The following is a 17,693-nucleotide window of genomic DNA, read 5'->3' on the forward strand; positions in this document are numbered from 1 at the left end:
GATCCCATCACGCAGATTACCCAGGCAAGAGGCAAGGGTTTGCTATCTTTCCGTGAGTTTCAGCTCGATCCGGCGGTTCTGTGCCCGCGCCTCGGGCGTGTCAGCCGGATTGACCGGCTGGAATTCACCAAACCCGTTTGCCGCCAGACGATTGGGTGGGATGCCCAGCGCGTCGACCATATAGCGCACAACAGACAACGCGCGACCCTGGCTGAGTTCCCAGTTGTCCCGGTATCGGCCCGAACCGGCCAGCGGAACGTTGTCGGTATGGCCGTCGACCCGGATCACCCAGTTCAGACCGGGCGGAATTTCAGCGGCGACACTGCGCAGGATGTTGGCAACTTTCGCAACCTCCTGCTGCCCTTCCGCGGACAGCACGGCTGATCCTGTCGGAAACAAAACCTCGGATGAAAAGACAAAGCGGTCACCTTCAATCCGCACACCTTCCTGATCGCCAAGGACATCCCGGAGACGTCCGAAAAATTCCGAACGATAGCGTTGCAGATCTTCCGCCTGCGCTGCCAGTTCCTCATTCTGACCGGCCAGTGCTTCGGCCTCGGCCTCGAGACGCAGGCGCTCGGCTTCTTCCAGCAGGCGGCGCCGGCGTTCTTCCGAAGCGGCACGGGCCAGCGCGGCATTCAGGTCCTGACCCAAAGTCTGGATTTGGATCTCGGCGGCCTCGTTGCGCTCTTCGAAATCGTCCAGCAGGGCCTGCAAGGACCCCAACTGCCCGCGCAGCGCGGCAATCTGCTGGTTGAGAAGAGCCGCCTCACGCTGGGCCTCGGCTGAGATTTCTTTCTCTTCCGACAATGTCGATTCTGCCAGAGCCAGCAAAGCCTGCCTTTGTTCGGCCAGGGTGCGTTGTTCATCAGCATCCGCCTGCGCTTGCGTTTGCGCCTCCAGGGCGGCTTCGAGCTGGGCGCGCAATTCATCAGGATTCACGTCGCCGAATTGTCGCTCAAGCTCGGCCCGCGCGGCTTGCGCGGCGGCCAGAAGGGTCAGCGTATCTTCGGCCTCTTTGCGTTGTGCCTCCAACGCGAGCGTCATGGCCGTCAGCTCGGCATCCGCATCCTGAAGGCGGTTTCGCAATGCCTCGGCAGCAGCGGCTTCGGCCAGGCGGGCGGCTTCTTCATCGCTCAGTTGCTGTTCAAGGGTGGCGATTTCCGCCGCGCGTTCATCGCCGCTTTGCTCCAGATCCGCAACCAATGCTTCCAGTGCCTCGCGGCGGGCGGCTGCCAATCGGGCAGCTTCCGTCTGCGCATCGATTTCCTCGCGACTTTGTGCAAGGGCAAGGTTCAGCGCCTCTTGTTCCGTCAGCAATTGCTCGCGCACAGTCTCAAGCGCTGCGATGTCGCCCAAAGCCTGTTCCTGCTCGGCAAGCAGCGCCGCAACCTGTGCTTCGAAATTCGTGATACGGGTCTGCGCCTGATCCAACGCGGCGGCCTGACGGTCGCGTTCGGTGGTCAGTGAGGCGATCAGCGACTGCGCTTGCGCCAGATCGTCTTCGGCCTGCGACAGCGTCGTGTTCAACGCACCCAGCCTTGCCTGCAAGCGGCTGTTTTCACGCTCTTCCAAACCCAGCGCGCCCGCAAGCGCAGCAACCTCGTCTGCCAGCGTCGTCAGTTCGTCTTCCTGACCCGAAATGGTTTCGCGCAGAACGAACTGAATCACCATGAAGATGGTCAAAACGAATGTCAGCACCATCAGCAGCCCGGTCATCGCGTCCACGAATCCGGGCCAGACCGAGCCCTGGAAGCGTTGACCGGTGCGGCGGGACAGCGCCATGGGTTACTCTCCTTCCGGCGTGGTGCGCACCGCGCCCCGCGGCAGGGTCAGGGCCTTGACCAGCAGTTCGATATCCTTGCGGAATTCGTTCATGCTTTCCTGACGACCCGCCGAAATCTCTTCGAGAATGCGCAGCAACTGCACGTCCATCGAGCGCAGGCGCATCCGGCTTTCGGCATCGATGCCATCGCCTGAACCGTGTTCGCGCATGTGGTCAAGCAACGCATCCTGCCCCAGCGCAACACGCTCCACAGCCGAAGTGACGCTTTCGGTATTGGCCTGGCGATAGTTCATCTCGGCAATCACATCGACCAGTTGCCCCAGCTTGGCCGAAACCTCAGCCCGCTCGCTTTCCTGAGCGGCAAACAGATCCTGCAACGCATCCATCTGTTCGGACATGGCATCCAGCACAGGTGTCAGTACGGCGATCTCTGCCCCGCCCTCTTCACCACCGGCAAATCCGACGCGGGTGATCGAGGACAGCCATTCTTCGAGCTCGCGATAGAAACGGTTCTGCCCGTGCCCGGCAAACACTTCGAGCAGACCAACAATCAGCGATCCCGCCAAGCCCAGCAGAGAGGACCCGAACGCAACGCCCATCCCCTGCAACTGCGCCTCGAGTCCGGTCATCAGGCGATTGAAGACGGCCAGCCCCTCTTCGCCTTCCTGCGGGTTCAGGCTGCGGATGGTGTCGACAATGGCTGGAACGGTTGTCGCCAGGCCAAAGAATGTACCCAGCAGACCCAAATAGATCAGAACATTGGTTATATAACGCGTGATTTCCCGTTCTTCTTCGACACGCTCGGCCACGGAGTCCAGAATGGACCGGGTTGAGGTGGAACTGATCTGTGAGCGCGCGCCTCTCTCCCGCAGCAGCGAAGCCAAAGGCGCCAGCAATTGCGGTGTGCGCGCATCTTCGCGAACGACGCCCCCGACAAAGGCCTCGATCCAGCGCACGGACCCGATCAGTTGCGTAACCTGATAAAAACAAGCGAGGACGCCGATAAGAAATACGATCAGAATGAAACCATTCAGATACGGATTGGCATAGAAAACCGGCAATACGTAAGGCAGTGCCAGAAACACGCCCAGCCCGGACAAGCCGATCGCCATCAACATCAACAGAATTTGTCGAATGGGATGCGAGAAATGGGGTCTCGCGCCCTGATGTGCCTGCGCCATGCGCGTGGTTCCCGGTATTTGCCTGCTTTGCGTCGAATCTAGCGGGATTCCGCGCGTGACGCCAAGAGTTTATGCGGTGATGTCGCGCACCCGTTGCGCCAACCACTCAAGATCATGGTCACGCAGCCCGATCTCGGCCAGATGTTCTACGGTGTTGTAAAGGTATTCGTCATTCGGACCGCGCCCGCCAACCGCATGAGCGATGATCCGGGCCTGTTCCTCCAACGGCATCCCGCCGCAATACTGGACGTGGTCGGCATCGATCACATAGGTAACGGCATTGACGATTTCGCCGTTTTCCAGGTGCACATCCAGCATACGTTCAACATAGGCCGAGGAAATCAGCTCGCGCTCGCGCAGCTCGTGCAGCGTACGGTCTTCGTGACCCGCCTCGACCGCAAGGGCCAAACCGGTGCAACTTGCGTTCTCCTGTTCGTCCAGTGCCAGCACCAGGCCGGGTTTTTCTTCGGTCCCGCGATGGTGGATCGAGCTCATGCAGAAGGAGCGGGAATAACCATGAAGTGTCGCGCGTTCGCTGCGTGCCACCGGAAAGCCCGGATTCCACAGCAGCGATCCATATCCGAATACCCACATCGTCATTGCACTGGTCCTTGCCTGTTTCGGCCTATAAACATCAATTCCAAGGCGGGAAAAAGGGCCTTTCGAATGCGTATGATACGAGTGTTGATTTTTGTTTCCCTGGCATGGAGCGCCTATTGGTTCGTGGCCGGGTATGGCCTGCGCTCTGCGATCACTGGCTGGTTCGAACAGCAGGAGGCGCGCGGCTGGCAAGCGGATTTCTCGAATGTCGCGACAGCGGGCTATCCGACCCACCACATGACCCGTCTGAACAATCCGGCACTGGCGGATCCGGTGAACGGCACGGCATGGAGCGCGGATTGGATCGAGTTCAAAAGCCCAGCCATCTGGCCCGGTCGTCAGATATTGCGGTTTGCGGACACACCGCAACGCCTGTCATATTTCGACCAGACATCAACAATTGTGGCCGACGAATTGCTGGCCGAGCTGCAATTGCAGCCCGGCGTCTCGCTCATGCTGGAGAAAATGGCTTTGACGGCCGAGGCCTGGTCGGTGACGGAAAACTCCACCACGCTGGCCTCGGGCGACACGCTGAGCCTGATCATGGAACAAACGCCAATTTCAGAAACCTATTCCATCACGGCCCGCGCGGATGGGTTTACACCGGGGGAAAAACTGCGGGCCCTGATGCATTCCGCAAGTTCGTTACCGCAGAGCTTTGAGACGCTGGAACTGGATATGGTCACCACTTTCGACAAGGTTTGGAGCCGGTCCGCCCTCGAAGACAGCCGTCCGCAGCCCGTGGCCATCGATCTGCGTCTGGCCGAGATCAAATGGGGTGAGCTGCGCCTGTTCGCGACCGGCGATCTGGATGTGGACGCCCAAGGTATCCCGACCGGAGAGATTGCCGTCAAAGCCGAAAACTGGCGGGATATGATCGCAATGGCAAACGCGGCGGGTGCCCTGCCCGATCAGGCCGTTGATCCCGTCACCCGAGGGCTGAACTTTCTGGCAGGGCTGGGCGGAAACCCCAACGCGCTGGATCTGCAACTGAATTTCCGCGATGGTTTCGTGGCGCTCGGGCCATTGCCTTTGGGCCCTGCCCCGCGTCTGATCCTGCGTTAACGGCAGTAAGGTCCGCTGCGATAGCGGGCCGTATCAAGGTGGAAATGATCCTTGTGATAGCGATCGGAATTCGGCCCCAGCACGGTACCAAACGGGCCGCACGCCCCGCGCCAGATCTTCTTGAGCTGTTTCTGAGACGGGTTCTTGCGCCACCCGTTCAGGACGGTCACCACCTCACCGTCAGCCATTTTGAAACCTGAGATATCGATCGCACGACCCTTGCCATGTTCGGATATCCGCGCACCTTTGCGGTTGTTGCGGGTTCGGCAGGCATAATGGGCGGCGATTTGCAGCTCGACCACGGGCCCGCGGCGTTTGAAGGTGGGTTTGACGGTCTTGTCGACCCACTTGTTCAACGCAATGGCGGTGCCGCAATCCATCGTCGAGGGGCGGCTGAGCATCACACCCGAAACCGAGGTGATCTGCACCGCATCCTTGACACCACAGGCTGAATTCTTGCTGCCCACACGGCCAACAGGTTTGCCTTGAATGGCAATATCCCCGCAAACAGACCCTTTGCGCAGCTTGCGCCTTTTGAACAACACCTGCTGCTCGACAGACTCGGGTCGCAAATAAGGCATCAAGGATGTGTCCGGCCCCAGAAGTGGCAGCTCCGACGGGCGCGCCGCCGCAGCCGTGACTTGCGGCGAAACCGGACGCGAAACCGGACGCAGGTTGGCAATGTCAGAAGGGGCAGGCGCGCTGACAGCCTGCTGAACAGTCAAAGGGCGCATGAGGGGCACCAAAGACTGGTCAAGGGGCGCGGCATGAACCGGCGCGGCGCTCAAAGCAACGACCCCAATCAGAATATGCCCCCAGCGCAGTCTCATGAACTTGCCTTTCCCCGCCCAAAGTCCGGCGCATCCGTATCCTGCCCGGCATCGATGATGCCGCGACGAATAGCACGGGTGCGGGTGAAGTAGTCAAACAAATGATCGCCGTCGCCAGTGCGTATGGCGCGTTGCAGGGCAAAAAGCTCTTCGGTGAACCGGCCCAGGATTTCCAGCGTCGCATCCTTGTTGGACAGGAACACATCCCGCCACATGATCGGGTCGGACGCGGCAATCCGGGTGAAGTCGCGGAAGCCGGCGGCCGAATATTTGATGACTTCGCTGTCGGTTACCCGTCGCAGATCGTCGGCCACGCCAACCATCGTGTAGGCAATCAGGTGCGGCGCATGGGACGTTACGGCGAGGACCAGATCGTGGTGATCCGCATCCATCTCATCGACATTCGACCCCATGCCCTCCCAGAGCGCGCGCAGACGGGCAATGGCATCCGGGTCCGAACCCTCGACCGGGACCAACAGGCACCAGCGATTGTCAAACAGTTCGGCAAACCCGGATTCAGGGCCGGAATGCTCGGTCCCTGCCAAGGGATGCGCGGGAACGAAATGCACTCCGTCGGGGATATGAGGCTGTACCGCCCGAATGACGCCCCGCTTGACCGAACCCACATCCGTAACGGTGGCACCGGGTTTCAGCACGGGTGCAATTTCTTCTGCAACTGCGCCCATAGCCCCCACAGGCACGCAGAGCACGACAAGATCGGCGCCTTCAACCGCCTCGCGTGCCGTGTCGCAAACACGGTCACACAATCCGATCCTGCGCGCGGTTTCACGGGACTTTTCAGACCGGGCATAACCCGTCACTTCCCCGGCCAGCCCTGCACGTTTCATCGCCCAGAACATGGACGAAGCAATCAGGCCCAGCCCGATCAGCGCAACGCGGTCGTAAATCTGGCTCATGCTGCGCCCTCTTTGAATGCAGTGATCGCCGCAACCACACGGCGGCAGACTTCTTCGTCGCCCACGGTGATCCGCAAGGCGTTCGGCAGGTTGTAGCCTGCAACCCGGCGGACAATCAAACCCTGCGTTTTCAGGTAGTCATCGCAGGCCTCGGCCTCGGCCTGATCGGCGAAACGCGCTAGGATGAAGTTGGTGCAGGACGGGTCCGACGGCACGCCTGTCTTGGCCAATTGATCGGCCAGCCACACACGAAGGCGCGCGTTTTCGGCCTGACAGAAGGTCAGGAATTCCACATCGTTTACCGCAGCTTCAGCCGCCGCCAATGCGGTCATTGACAGGTTGAAGGGCTGGCGCACCCGGTTCAGCACGTCGATGATCGGGCGGTGCGCATAGCCCCATCCGACACGCATACCGCCCAGCCCGTACACTTTTGAGAAGGTGCGCGTCATGATTACATTCTCATGGGCGTCAACCAGCGACGCCCCGCCATCGAACCCATCGACAAACTCCGCATAAGCGCCATCAAGAACCATCAGGCAGGTGTCGGGCAGACCCAGCGCCAGACGTTCCAGTTCGTCGTTCGGGATCATGGTCGAAGTTGGATTTCCGGGGTTGGTGACAAACACGATCCGCGTCTGCCCCGTCACCGCGGCGAGAATGGCATCCACATCCACCTTGCGGTCACGTTCGGCCACCATGACCGGCGTCGCGCCGGCCATGCGGGCGATGATCGGGTACATGGAAAACCCGTGCTCGGTATAGATCACCTCGTCCCCCGGCCCCGCGTAGGCCTGGGCGACGAATTGCAATACCTCGTCGCTGCCGACACCGCAGATGATCCGCGCCGGGTCCAGCCCATGGCGTGCGCCGATGGCCGCGCGCAGGCTCGCGTGGTCGGTGCTGGGATAACGATGCAGAGTGGCCGCGCTGTCGCGCACCGCCTCTATGGCCTTGGGGCTGGGTCCAAACGGGTTCTCGTTCGAGCTCAGCTTGATCACATGCTCCACTCCCGCCACATGCGACTGACCGCCCTGATACAGCGCGATGTCCATAATGCCGGGTTGTGGGGTGATCTTGGTCATGAGAGGCTCCGTTGAATGGGCCTCTCATACCTGTCTCAAAGGGTTGAGAAAAGCGGCAATTCCCTCATGCGGCCTTGAAGCGCGCTGTTGCCGGGTCAGCGTTGTAGTAAGGCGTGAATTCTTCGGTCCGGTGCGACAGGTCATTGACGCTGTCGATGATGAACTGAACCGTCTCTTCGCTCATCAGATATGAGAAATTCAGGCGCACCCAGCCGGGTTTTTTCATTTCTTCCCCAGCGGACAAGGCAGCGTGCAGCGCCTCTGACGTTGCCTGATCGATCCCCAGCAAGCGGTGGGCGTAGGGTCCGGCACAGGCACAGCCGCCCCGCGCCTGAATGCCGTAGATATCGCTGAGCATCCGCGTAAACAGCTGCTGGTGCACGGGCTGGCCCGCATTGTCGCGCACCAGGAAGGAAAAGATCGGCAGACGGTGCGCTTTTTCGACCCCAAGCAGGGTCAGGTTCGGGTTGTTCTTCCAGCCGTCCAGCGCCATTTGATTGTACTGCGCCTCACGCCGGGCGATTTCGTCCGTTCCGACGACATCCTTGACGATAAAGGCCAACGCCGCACGAATGTCTCCGATCACGTTGGGCGTCCCGGCCTCTTCCCGGGTGGACAGATCGGTGCTGTAGTCATGCCGCCACGGTGAAACGAAACTTACGGTTCCACCGCCGGGCCAGCTGGGGCAGGTCCGTTTAACGGCCGATTGGTTCACAACCAAAACGCCTGACGCGCCCGGGCCACCGGGAAACTTGTGCGGCGAAACCACGATCGCATCCTTGCGGGCCCCTTCGGACCCCATGTCCATCGGCAGATAAGGCCCACCACCGGCATAGTCCCAAACGGCCAAGGCACCATACGCCTTGAGCATCCGCGTGACCGGATCAGGATCGGTGACAATGCCCGTTACGTTGGACGCGGCAGAAAACGATCCGACCACCAAATCGGCATCCACATGGGCCTCCAGCGCGGCTTTCAGCGCATGCAGGTCCACGCCACCGCCCTCGGCCTCGGGGATTTCGATGACACATGCCTTGCTTTCGCGCCACGGCAGAATGTTTGAGTGATGTTCATACGGTCCGATCAAGACAATCGGCTGGTCAGCCTCTGCCACCCCTAGCAGGCTGACCAACCGATTGAGCCCCGCAGTGGCGCCGGACCCGGTAAAGATCACCGCGTCCTCTTCCCGAGCACCAACAATGCGGGCTATTTCCGCCCGCGCTTCGCGGCGCAGACGTGTCATGTAGGACCCACAGTAGGAGGCCTCGGTGTGACTGTTTGCGTAAAACGGCAAAACGTCCTGCGCCACAAAATCCTCGACCTGCCGCAACGCGCGGCCCGAAGCGACGTAATCCGCATAGACAAGCGGCACGTCTCCAAGCAGACCCGGGATCAGAACGTTCTCGCCGATCAGCCCATCGCGCAGATTTGAATTGTGAGCGGTGGAACAGAGTTCCGCACGGAATTTGGACAGGGTCATGGCATTGGCTCCTTACTGCCATACCAATGTGATATTTCTGGCCCGAGGAAACTTCACATATCTTTGCGTGGATTTTTGAATTTTTGTGTCATATGATCAGTTATGGCATCAAAAATAGATCAAATTGATACACGCATACTGAAAGAGCTGCAAAAGGACGCCACCCTGTCACAGCGGGAATTGGCGGATCGGGTTGGCCTGTCCCAGAATGCCTGCTGGCGGCGCTTGAAGGCCCTGAACGAAAACGGTGTGCTGATCGGATCCACGGCCCGCATCGCACGAGAAGAACTGGGGTTGAGCCTTGTGGTCTTCGTCATGCTCCGCACCCGACACCACTCTGCCCAGTGGCTTCAGGCGTTTCGGAGCCATGTTCTGACAATCCCGGAAGTCGTGGATTTTCATCGGATCGGAGGGGATTACGACTATCAGCTGAAAGTCGTAACGCAGGACATGTCGTCATATGACAAGGTCTATCAACGATTGATCGAAAAGGTCGAGCTGGACAGCGTGACCTCGTATTTCGCGATGGAAGCGATCGCCGAAGGCAGGCCCCTGCCGATCTGACACGCACTACATTTGCCCAAAAACACCCTAAGGAGTCGCAGGCAATGTCGCGATGACGGCTGCGCCATGGGCAAACCAAAAAAAAGACCGCGCAAAAGCGCGGCCTTTCGGAATTCGATTTCGGCGAAGATCAGTTCTTCGCGTAGAATTCGACGACCAGGTTCGGTTCCATGACGACCGGGTAAGGCACATCGCTGAGGCCCGGCGCGCGCACGAACGTCGCGGTCATTTTCGAGTGATCGGCGTCGATGTAGTCAGGAACGTCACGCTCGGCCAGTGCGACGGCTTCCAGGACAACAGCCAGTTGTTTGGATTTGTCACGCACCTCGATCACGTCACCTTCTTTGACGCGGTAGGACGGGATGTTGACACGCTTGCCGTTCACTTTGACGTGGCCGTGGTTCACGAACTGGCGCGCGGCAAAAACAGTTGCGACAAACTTGGCGCGGTAGACCACAGCGTCCAGGCGGCGTTCCAGCAGGCCGATCAGGTTCTCACCAGTGTCGCCCTTTACACGCTCGGCTTCAGCGTAGATGCGGCGGAACTGCTTCTCAGTCAGGTCGCCGTAGTAGCCTTTCAGCTTCTGCTTGGCGCGCAGTTGCAGACCGAAGTCAGACAGTTTGCCCTTGCGGCGCTGGCCATGCTGGCCGGGGCCGTATTCGCGACGGTTGACCGGGGATTTCGGACGACCCCAGATGTTTTCGCCCATCCGGCGGTCGATTTTGTACTTGGCAGACGTGCGTTTGGTCACGGCTGATCTCCTTCGTTAGGTCGAAGCCCTGACGGGCCACTATGAAGGGCGTTGTCCTCTTGAGGTCTCCCCCATGACAGGCATCCCCTTGCGGGGGCCACCAACACCAATGAAGCCGCGCTTATATCCGCAATGCTGGCGGAGTCAACACAACATCCCGCAAAGTTCAGAAAAACGATCAGGGCAGACAACCAGCGGACCGGACTCCGCACCCAAACCGCCAGGCGGCGCCTAGAAATCCTAGTTTGAGGCCGGAAAAGAAACTACCGTCGCGCCACTTTTCGCGGCGGGGTTTGGGATCATCGCAAGCTCGGTCACATCGACAATCCAGAACTCTTCGTCCCGTGGCGGGCAAGCGCCTTCGAACACAAGAGCCCGCGACGTATCGTTGCCATCGGCAACAAGCTTGGCAGAGAACTTCTGCGCACCGTTGGTAAGGGTAAGGGTTCCGGTCACATCGCCCGAAATCTCACGGACAATAGGAAAGTGGCTGGTCACCGGGCTGGAAACGCCCCCGACATTTCCGATTTTTCCGATGCTTTGCTCGGCAGTCTCACTCATGACGATTGCTTGTCCACGCCATGACCATGCTGCTCCGACCGTCATACAGGAAAGGGGCGCGTCTTCTAGCCCATCAATTTCCGTCTGACACCAAGTAATAGCTATTTGACCGTTTGTTCCGGCTCTCATCTGCCCACTCGCACTTACCAACACCCCAACACTCAATTTTTTCCTTATCAGCACAAATTCCGGCGGAAAAGAGACAGAACTGTAGCAAACCCAAGATTGTTGTTAATGTGACTCAATTTTTGGCGCTGTTCGTCAGGGGCGCCGGCCCGTTGATGACGGTTGTGACCAGCGATGGGCGAAACCAATACCAAAAAAACCTGATGGCATTGAACGAACTGATGTGCAGGTATCAATTTTTCTTCATCGCCCAAAGGTACGGAACACTATCCCGACAACCGCAAGCGTGACGCTCAGAGAAATGGGGGCAGCGTTCCGGATTTCCGTCAGCCGCGGGCCCAAGAACGGTGTCCTGAGCAAAGGCTCTCATCAAATCATGTTGAAAAAACATACTGATCCTGAGCGATAACGGGCTGAAGGGCCTTTGTTTGAGGCAATTTTCAATCGGCGCAAGAAATTCATCCACGTCACCCTCGGGGTGCCGGGATCACCGGTACGCTACTGCCAACGGAAGCCTGACTCCGACAGTTGTCTTTGAACCCGCCCGGGATAGTCGGATACGATTGCGTCCACTCCCAGATCGATCATCCTGCCGATATCTTCGTGTTCATTGACTGTCCACACGACGACGCACAGGCCCAGCTCTTTTGCGCGCTTGACGTTTTCGGGTGTTACATCCGCAAAGTACGGGCACCAAAGCGAACCGCCAGCCTGCTTTACCAAGTTTGGAATTTCGTCGCGACGGCCACGAAAGTCCGGGCAAACGGATTTTGAGGAATCCTCGCCAACATCGTCGGCATTATCCGGAAGTTGCGTTAGGTAGGATGAAGGTATTTCCGGAGCTTGCCTCTGACACTCCGCCAACAGGTTCCAATCAAAACTGTGAAGCACCGCGCGCGAAGATAAACCCTTGCCGCGAACATCCCGAAGTACTCTGCGGACAAAGTTTTCCCGGTAAAGCGCATCATGGGCCACGTCGGGGTCCGACTTCAGCTCGAGCATCAAATGGGCATCACTGTAATTCGGGTCATTGACCAAATCGAGCAGATCCAACAGCCTTGGAACACGAACATCGTCTATTTGCGCCTGATCCGGGAAGCGTTGGCCATAGGCGGAATGGCCGTCCAGACGCCCAATATCGAATTGTCGGATCTGTTCGTAAGTCAGCGAGGAAACTTTTGGCTCTTCCCCGGTCAGAAACAGGCCATTGCAATCACGGAAACTGGCCGAATGCAGACGATGATTGTGCGTAATGACCGGCACATCATCGGCTGTCAGGACAACGTCAAATTCAAGAAGCGGGACGCCGATGGAAAGTGAAAAGTCGAAGCCGATCATGCTGTTTTCAGGCAACACGCCCCGTGCCCCTCGATGCCCCACGACCCGGATCAGGTTCTCCCCGCCGCGAAAGGCCTCAACCTGTTGAGACTCCATCAGCCTTCCAGCCTTTTGCCTGTCGCGTGGTCAAACAAATGCATGTTCTCAGGTGCCACCGAGAACCGCATAATCGGATGGCGTCCTTCGATCGGGTGGACACCGGGAAGGCTTGCCGTGATCGCGCTTTCAGAGCCCGACAGGTGACCGTGCAGCAACGTGTTGGCCCCAAGCGGTTCAGCCATCTGAATCGCGGCTTCAAGCGGGCCGTTGTCATCCGACAACAGGTGCTCCGGTCTTATGCCAAGCTTCACGGCGCAGTCCGGACCCCCAGAGGGGCCGACTTCGATTTCTCCGATCTTGACCGCCCCGTTTTGGCGCCGTGCTTCGAATATGTTCATTGCCGGGCTGCCGATGAATTGCGCGGCAAACAGCGTTTGTGGAGTTTCATAGACCTCGAGCGGCGTGCCGATCTGTTCGGCGATGCCGCCGTTCATCACGATCATCCTGTCCGCCATCGTCATTGCTTCGACCTGGTCATGCGTGACGTAAAGTGACGTGATCCCAAGTTTTTCCTGAAGTTCGCGTATTTCCAGACGCATCTGAACACGAAGCTTGGCATCCAGGTTCGAGAGCGGCTCGTCAAACAGGAAAACAGCGGGCTCGCGGACAATGGCCCGGCCCATCGCGACCCTCTGGCGCTGACCGCCGGACAATTGCCTGGGCTTGCGATCCAGCAAAGGTTCAAGCTGCAACAGCTTAGCCGCCTGGGTCACCTTTTGATCGATCTGAGCCTTGGGCAGCCCCGCGATCTTCAGGCCATACCCCATGTTCTGACGCACGGACATATGTGGATAGAGCGCGTAGTTCTGGAACACCATGGCGATGTCGCGATCCATGGGCTCTTTGTCATTGGCGCGTTCACCGCCGATCCGGATTTCCCCGGACGTGACCGTTTCCAGCCCCGCCACCATCCGCAACAATGTGGACTTGCCGCAGCCTGACGGGCCGACGATCACGATGAACTCTCCATCGGCGATATCGACATCAACGCCGTGGATCACATCCGTCGGGCCAAAGCTCTTTTTGACATTCTCTAGGGTAACTGTTGCCATTTCTTACTTCTCGCTATCGACAAGGCCACGGACAAAGAGCTTTTGCATCGACACCACCACGATGACCGGTGGGATCATCGCCAGAATGGACGTCGCCATGATCGTCGGCCAATGCGCAAAGTCGTCACCGGACGGGAACATCTGCTTGATACCCATCACGATGGTATTCATTTCGGGATCGGTCGTGATCAGCAGCGGCCAAAGATATTGGTTCCACCCATAGATGAACAGGATCACGAACAGTGCGGCGATGTTGGTCCGGCTCATGGGGACGACGATATCGATGAAAAACCGCATCGGTCGCGCGCCGTCGACCCGGGCTGCCTCGGCAAGCTCATCGGGGATGGTCAGAAAGAACTGACGGAACAGGAAGGTTGCCGTGGCCGAGGCAATCAGGGGAAAGATCAGCCCGTAATAGCTGTTGAGCATGCCGAACCCGGCGACAACTTCGAACGTCGGAACGATGCGGACTTCGACCGGCAGCATCAGGGTCAGGAAGATCAGCCAGAAGAACGTCGTTCGTCCGGGAAAGCGGAAATAGACAATCGCGAAAGCGGACAGCAGTGAGATGATGATTTTGCCGACTGCAATTCCGATTGCCATCACCAGACTGTTGAACAGCATCGTGGCAACGGGCACATTTACCCCCGAAAACAGCGCCGCCTTGTAGTTCACCCAGAACTGATCGCCGGGCACGACAGGCATCGGTGGCGAGACGATCTCGGCCTGGGTCACGGTCGAAGCCACGAAGGCAAGCCATATCGGGAAAAATATGATCAGGACACCGAGGATCATGAGGGCATGGGACAACCAGATGCCCGCGCCGCGTTTTTCGACCATTCCGTGCTGTTGGGCCGCCATTAGTAATGCACCCTCTTTTCCACGTATTTGAACTGGATGACCGTCAACAGGCCGACGACGATCAGCAAGATGACCGATTGCGCCGAAGACGAGCCGAGGTCCTGCCCCACAAACCCGTCCGAGAATACCTTGTAGACAAGGATTGTCGTCGACTGTTGCGGCCCGCCGCCGGTGATCGTGTGGATCACGCCAAAGGTCTCGAAGAAGGCATAAACGACGTTCACCACCAGCAAGAAGAACGCCGTCGGCGACAGCAGCGGCAGCACGATCGTGAAGAATCGGCGCCAGAAATGCGCGCCGTCAATCGCCGCCGCCTCGATCACGGATCTTGGAACGGATTGCAGGGCAGCGAAAAAGAACAGGAAGTTATAGCTTATGCGCCCCCAGGCAGAGGCAACGACCACCAGCCCCATGGCTTCGGTGCCGTTCAGAACGTGGTTCCAGTCATATCCAAGCTGGCCAAGATACCATGACACGACGCCGACGCGCGTGTTGAACATGAACAGCCACAGAACGCCCGCAACCGCAGGGGCAACAGCGTAAGGCCAGATCAGCAACGTCCGATAGACCCCGGACCCTTTGATCAATCGGTCCGCAATGACCGCAAGAAACAAGGCAGGGATCATCGAGCACAACGTGACCAGCGTGGAAAACACCGCCGTCGTCACGAAGGAGGCGCGATAAAACTTGTCACTCAGCAGGAATTCAAAGTTGCCGAGCCCCACGAACTGGGACGACAGCCCGAACGGGTCAGGTATGAACAGCGACTGCCAGATGGCCTGACCGGCGGGATAGAAAAAGAAAACAGCGGAAATGATGACCTGAGGGGCGATCAACGCCAATGGCAACAGCCAGCCGCGAAAGGTGACGCGTTTTTCCATCCTGAAAACCCACCGAAGAAAGAAAATGCGGGCCCCGAAAGGGCCCGCATGACGTTACGACTTATTGATTGGCGGATTCGAACCGGCGCAGCAACGCATCGCCGCGCTCCTTCGCGCTGTCCATCGCTTCCTGAGCGGTCTTCTCACCGGACCAGATCGCCTCAAGCTCTTCGTCGATGATGCCCCGGATCTGGTCGAACGATCCCAAGCGCAAGCCTTTCGAATTTGCGGTCGGCTCTTTCGTGGTCATCTGAATCACTGCGACGTCGGTGCCCGGGTTTTCGTTATAAAAACCAGCGGCACGCGTAACCTCACCCGCTTCTGTGGTGATTGGAAGGTAACCGGTGTTCTGGTGCCAGGCCGCTTGTACATCAGGTGATGACAGGAAGCTCAGGAACTCTCCGACGCCCTTGTACTCTTCCGGCTCATGACCCTCCATTACCCAAAGAGACGCGCCACCGATGATGGTGTTTTGCGGCTCACTGGTTACGGATTCCCAATAGGGCAGCGGACGCACGTCGAAATCGAACTCGGCCTCTGCCTTGATGCCGGCGTATCCGGCCGAACTTTCGGTGAACAATGCGCACTCGCCTGACCGGAAGTTCGCACCACCTTCGTTTCTGCGGCCGGTATAGATGAACTTGCCGTCCTTGGCCCAGTCACCCATCGCGGTCAGATGTGCGACCTGCACCGGACCGTTCAGCATCAGCTCGGTATCCAGACCGGCAAATCCGTTGTCACGTGAGGCAAAGGGAACATCGTGATAGGCTGAAAGGTTTTCAAGGTGAATCCAGCTTTGCCATGCTGTCACCAGCGGGCAATCCGCGCCACCTGCCTTCAGCTGCTCGAGCACTTCGCCGACTTTTTCCCAAGTGGACAGATCCGTGTCCGGATCAACGCCTGCTGCTTGCATGGCATCGCGGTTAACCCACAGGACCGGCGTCGAGGAGTTGAAGGGAAGCGACAGCATCTCTCCGTCAGTGGTTGTGTAGTAGCCTTTGACGGCGCCAATATACGCGTCGGGATCAAAAGACGCGCCGCTTTCGGCCATCACTTCATAGACCGGCTTGATCGCCCCTTTGGCTGACATCATTGTCGCTGTGCCGACTTCGAACACCATCAGAATATGTGGTTGTTCACCGGCCCGGAATGCAGCAATCCCGGCATTCAGGGTTTCCGAGTAGTTGCCCTTGTGGCTTTCGACCACGACGAACTCATCCTGACTGGCGTTGAATTCTTCAACCTGTCCTTTGACAAGTTCCCCAAGGCGACCGGTGAAGGCATGCCAGAACTGGACTTCGGTTTGCGCCATTGCCGCCAAGGGGGACAAGGCCGTGGTGATGGCAAGAGCGCCAAGCAGATTCTTTTTCATGATTCCTCCCATGCATCAGGGTTGATGCTTCGTTGAATACCGACCGCAACGCGTAAACGGCCCACATGACGATTTCACGACGTTAACGTTACAAAAATATAATTCAAGGCCTATCTACTTGGTGAAAAAATAACATAGTGTTATGAAATGGCGCAGCAGATCGGGATCAGCAATGAGTCAAATTCTGAGAGTTCGGCAGTTGGAGGCCCTGATGGCCGTGACCACCAACGGGTCTGTCACGGCCGCAGCGGCTGATCTGGGCGTGACCCAGCCAGCTGTCAGCAGATTGCTGTCCGATCTTGAAAAATCGCTTGGGTTTCAGCTTTTTGACCGCCGGGAAGGCCGATTGGTGCCAACGCAGGAGGTTCGCTATCTCTTGCCAAGTGTCGAGCGCGTTCTCGAATTGATGAGACAGATTTCGGATGTCAGCCAGGATATCACGCAACGCAAAGCAGGGCACATCCGTGTCGCGTGCCTGCCGGGATTTGCCACCAGCCATTTGCCCAAAGTCGTCGCCGGTTTCCTGAAGGATCGGCCCGGTGTCACCCTGACGATCGAACCTGACAGACCTGAACGCATTCTGGAATGGATGATCGGCGAGCAGTATGATTTCGGAATCACTGACAGCTTTCACGGTCATCCGGCCGTAGAAAGCAGGAACATCGACGTTCGCACGGTGTGCGTGTTCCCCACTGGGCACGAGTTGGAAGGCCTGTCCGAAATTACTCCGGCGGATCTTGCACACAGCAAAATCATCCACACCCGACGCGACAGCGACTTTTTCGGGCGGCTTTCAAAAGTGTTTCAACATGCCAATGTCGAATTGAACTCGCATATCGAGGTCAGGCAGTTCACGGCAGCATGTGAATTGGCGCTGGAAGGTGTTGGTGTCTCGGTCGTTAGCGAACTGGATGCTGTCCAATACACGTCGTGGGGATTGAGTTATCGGCCGTTCAAGCCGTCCTTGACGCATACCCTCTCGTTGGTGCGTCCAATTTTGAAGCAACCGTCATTGGTAACACTGGAATTCATCGAACAGTTTCAGGAAAGCCTGAGCCCTTTCAAGGTCGGGTAACCCCGCCTTCAACCATATTCCTGTGACACAGCAGGAACTGGTCCGACGATAATACCAGTGTTCCGGCTCAAC

General features: G+C 58.2%; 17 protein-coding genes. 3 read left to right on the plus strand and 14 right to left on the minus strand.

Annotated elements, in window-relative coordinates:
* Window positions 1-42: 42 nt before the first annotated feature.
* The 3 genes from ACR0I0_RS15860 to ACR0I0_RS15870 all read right to left on the minus strand — a co-directional run bounded on the left by ACR0I0_RS15860 (window position 43) and on the right by ACR0I0_RS15870 (window position 3,567).
* Entirely contained in the window at window positions 43-1,785 is a 1,743-nt protein-coding gene (locus ACR0I0_RS15860) for a peptidoglycan -binding protein (protein ID WP_480492164.1), read from the minus strand.
* Window positions 1,786-1,788: 3 nt separating this feature from the next.
* The gene (locus ACR0I0_RS15865) at window positions 1,789-2,967 is read right to left on the minus strand and encodes a biopolymer transporter ExbB (RefSeq protein ID WP_480492166.1); all 1,179 of its coding nucleotides are present in this window, start codon (window positions 2,965-2,967) and stop codon (window positions 1,789-1,791) included.
* Window positions 2,968-3,036: 69 nt separating this feature from the next.
* Window positions 3,037-3,567, minus strand: coding sequence for a gamma-glutamylcyclotransferase (locus tag ACR0I0_RS15870; protein ID WP_152459021.1), 531 nt, complete (start codon window positions 3,565-3,567; stop codon window positions 3,037-3,039).
* Window positions 3,568-3,633: 66 nt separating this feature from the next.
* Here ACR0I0_RS15870 and ACR0I0_RS15875 point away from each other — a divergent pair, with 66 nt between their 5' ends.
* A complete protein-coding gene (locus ACR0I0_RS15875) occupies window positions 3,634-4,632 on the plus strand; it encodes a DUF2125 domain-containing protein (RefSeq protein ID WP_480492168.1) in 999 nt (332 codons plus the stop codon).
* Here ACR0I0_RS15875 and ACR0I0_RS15880 read toward each other — a convergent pair.
* From ACR0I0_RS15880 to ACR0I0_RS15895, 4 genes are all read right to left on the minus strand, one after another.
* On the minus strand, window positions 4,629-5,462 hold the full coding sequence (locus tag ACR0I0_RS15880) for an extensin-like domain-containing protein (protein WP_171634528.1): 834 nt from the start codon (window positions 5,460-5,462) through the stop codon (window positions 4,629-4,631). The two genes, ACR0I0_RS15875 and ACR0I0_RS15880, sit on opposite strands and share 4 nt — an antisense overlap.
* Window positions 5,459-6,379 (minus strand): prephenate/arogenate dehydrogenase family protein, encoded by a 921-nt coding sequence (locus ACR0I0_RS15885; protein ID WP_171634530.1) that lies wholly within the window; start codon window positions 6,377-6,379, stop codon window positions 5,459-5,461. The genes ACR0I0_RS15880 and ACR0I0_RS15885 overlap by 4 nt, the downstream gene beginning before the upstream one ends.
* Window positions 6,376-7,461, minus strand: coding sequence for a histidinol-phosphate transaminase (gene hisC / locus ACR0I0_RS15890; RefSeq protein ID WP_480492171.1), 1,086 nt, complete (start codon window positions 7,459-7,461; stop codon window positions 6,376-6,378). The genes ACR0I0_RS15885 and hisC overlap by 4 nt, the downstream gene beginning before the upstream one ends.
* A gap of 64 nt (window positions 7,462-7,525) precedes the next feature.
* Window positions 7,526-8,941 (minus strand): aminotransferase class V-fold PLP-dependent enzyme, encoded by a 1,416-nt coding sequence (locus ACR0I0_RS15895; protein WP_480492173.1) that lies wholly within the window; start codon window positions 8,939-8,941, stop codon window positions 7,526-7,528.
* Window positions 8,942-9,043: 102 nt separating this feature from the next.
* On the opposite strand from ACR0I0_RS15895, the gene ACR0I0_RS15900 reads away from it, so the two are divergent.
* Window positions 9,044-9,505, plus strand: coding sequence for an Lrp/AsnC family transcriptional regulator (locus ACR0I0_RS15900; protein ID WP_171634539.1), 462 nt, complete (start codon window positions 9,044-9,046; stop codon window positions 9,503-9,505).
* Between the two features lie 130 nt (window positions 9,506-9,635).
* On the opposite strand, the gene rpsD is transcribed toward ACR0I0_RS15900, so the two are convergent.
* The 7 genes from rpsD to ugpB form a co-directional block, all read right to left on the minus strand.
* The gene (rpsD, locus tag ACR0I0_RS15905) at window positions 9,636-10,256 is read right to left on the minus strand and encodes a 30S ribosomal protein S4 (protein WP_152459028.1); all 621 of its coding nucleotides are present in this window, start codon (window positions 10,254-10,256) and stop codon (window positions 9,636-9,638) included.
* A 240-nt stretch (window positions 10,257-10,496) separates the two neighbouring features.
* Complete coding sequence (locus tag ACR0I0_RS15910; protein WP_171634541.1) at window positions 10,497-10,817, minus strand: hypothetical protein; 321 nt, start codon at window positions 10,815-10,817, stop codon at window positions 10,497-10,499.
* Window positions 10,818-11,441: 624 nt separating this feature from the next.
* The gene (locus ACR0I0_RS15915) at window positions 11,442-12,377 is read right to left on the minus strand and encodes a glycerophosphodiester phosphodiesterase family protein (protein WP_480485614.1); all 936 of its coding nucleotides are present in this window, start codon (window positions 12,375-12,377) and stop codon (window positions 11,442-11,444) included.
* Window positions 12,377-13,432, minus strand: a complete 1,056-nt coding sequence (locus ACR0I0_RS15920; RefSeq protein WP_171722727.1) for a sn-glycerol-3-phosphate import ATP-binding protein UgpC — start codon at window positions 13,430-13,432, stop codon at window positions 12,377-12,379. The genes ACR0I0_RS15915 and ACR0I0_RS15920 overlap by 1 nt, the downstream gene beginning before the upstream one ends.
* 3 nt (window positions 13,433-13,435) lie before the next feature.
* Window positions 13,436-14,272 carry a sn-glycerol-3-phosphate ABC transporter permease UgpE gene (gene ugpE, locus ACR0I0_RS15925; protein WP_152459916.1) on the minus strand — a complete coding sequence of 279 codons (837 nt, stop codon included), beginning with the start codon at window positions 14,270-14,272 and terminating at the stop codon, window positions 13,436-13,438.
* A 20-nt stretch (window positions 14,273-14,292) separates the two neighbouring features.
* Entirely contained in the window at window positions 14,293-15,174 is an 882-nt protein-coding gene (gene ugpA / locus ACR0I0_RS15930; protein WP_152459032.1) for a sn-glycerol-3-phosphate ABC transporter permease UgpA, read from the minus strand.
* A 61-nt stretch (window positions 15,175-15,235) separates the two neighbouring features.
* The gene (ugpB, locus tag ACR0I0_RS15935; protein ID WP_480492174.1) at window positions 15,236-16,546 is read right to left on the minus strand and encodes a sn-glycerol-3-phosphate ABC transporter substrate-binding protein UgpB; all 1,311 of its coding nucleotides are present in this window, start codon (window positions 16,544-16,546) and stop codon (window positions 15,236-15,238) included.
* 172 nt (window positions 16,547-16,718) lie between these two features.
* Here ugpB and ACR0I0_RS15940 point away from each other — a divergent pair, with 172 nt between their 5' ends.
* On the plus strand, window positions 16,719-17,621 hold the full coding sequence (locus tag ACR0I0_RS15940; protein WP_210092756.1) for a LysR substrate-binding domain-containing protein: 903 nt from the start codon (window positions 16,719-16,721) through the stop codon (window positions 17,619-17,621).
* Window positions 17,622-17,693: the final 72 nt, after the last annotated feature.

The organism is Ruegeria sp. AG6 (assembly GCF_056541565.1).

Bases quoted from the DNA above. Each gene is read 5' to 3' on its own strand.
- ACR0I0_RS15860 (WP_480492164.1), bottom strand. From the start codon at position 1,785: ATGGCGCTGTCCCGCCGCACCGGTCAACGCTTCCAGGGCTCGGTCTGG.
- ACR0I0_RS15865 (WP_480492166.1), bottom strand. From the start codon at position 2,967: ATGGCGCAGGCACATCAGGGCGCGAGACCCCATTTCTCGCATCCCATT.
- ACR0I0_RS15870 (WP_152459021.1), bottom strand. From the start codon at position 3,567: ATGACGATGTGGGTATTCGGATATGGATCGCTGCTGTGGAATCCGGGC.
- ACR0I0_RS15875 (WP_480492168.1), top strand. From the start codon at position 3,634: ATGCGTATGATACGAGTGTTGATTTTTGTTTCCCTGGCATGGAGCGCC.
- ACR0I0_RS15880 (WP_171634528.1), bottom strand. From the start codon at position 5,462: ATGAGACTGCGCTGGGGGCATATTCTGATTGGGGTCGTTGCTTTGAGC.
- ACR0I0_RS15885 (WP_171634530.1), bottom strand. From the start codon at position 6,379: ATGAGCCAGATTTACGACCGCGTTGCGCTGATCGGGCTGGGCCTGATT.
- hisC (WP_480492171.1), bottom strand. From the start codon at position 7,461: ATGACCAAGATCACCCCACAACCCGGCATTATGGACATCGCGCTGTAT.
- ACR0I0_RS15895 (WP_480492173.1), bottom strand. From the start codon at position 8,941: ATGACCCTGTCCAAATTCCGTGCGGAACTCTGTTCCACCGCTCACAAT.
- ACR0I0_RS15900 (WP_171634539.1), top strand. From the start codon at position 9,044: ATGGCATCAAAAATAGATCAAATTGATACACGCATACTGAAAGAGCTG.
- ACR0I0_RS15910 (WP_171634541.1), bottom strand. From the start codon at position 10,817: ATGAGTGAGACTGCCGAGCAAAGCATCGGAAAAATCGGAAATGTCGGG.
- ACR0I0_RS15915 (WP_480485614.1), bottom strand. From the start codon at position 12,377: ATGGAGTCTCAACAGGTTGAGGCCTTTCGCGGCGGGGAGAACCTGATC.
- ACR0I0_RS15920 (WP_171722727.1), bottom strand. From the start codon at position 13,432: ATGGCAACAGTTACCCTAGAGAATGTCAAAAAGAGCTTTGGCCCGACG.
- ugpE (WP_152459916.1), bottom strand. From the start codon at position 14,272: ATGGTCGAAAAACGCGGCGCGGGCATCTGGTTGTCCCATGCCCTCATG.
- ugpA (WP_152459032.1), bottom strand. From the start codon at position 15,174: ATGGAAAAACGCGTCACCTTTCGCGGCTGGCTGTTGCCATTGGCGTTG.
- ugpB (WP_480492174.1), bottom strand. From the start codon at position 16,546: ATGAAAAAGAATCTGCTTGGCGCTCTTGCCATCACCACGGCCTTGTCC.
- ACR0I0_RS15940 (WP_210092756.1), top strand. From the start codon at position 16,719: ATGAGTCAAATTCTGAGAGTTCGGCAGTTGGAGGCCCTGATGGCCGTG.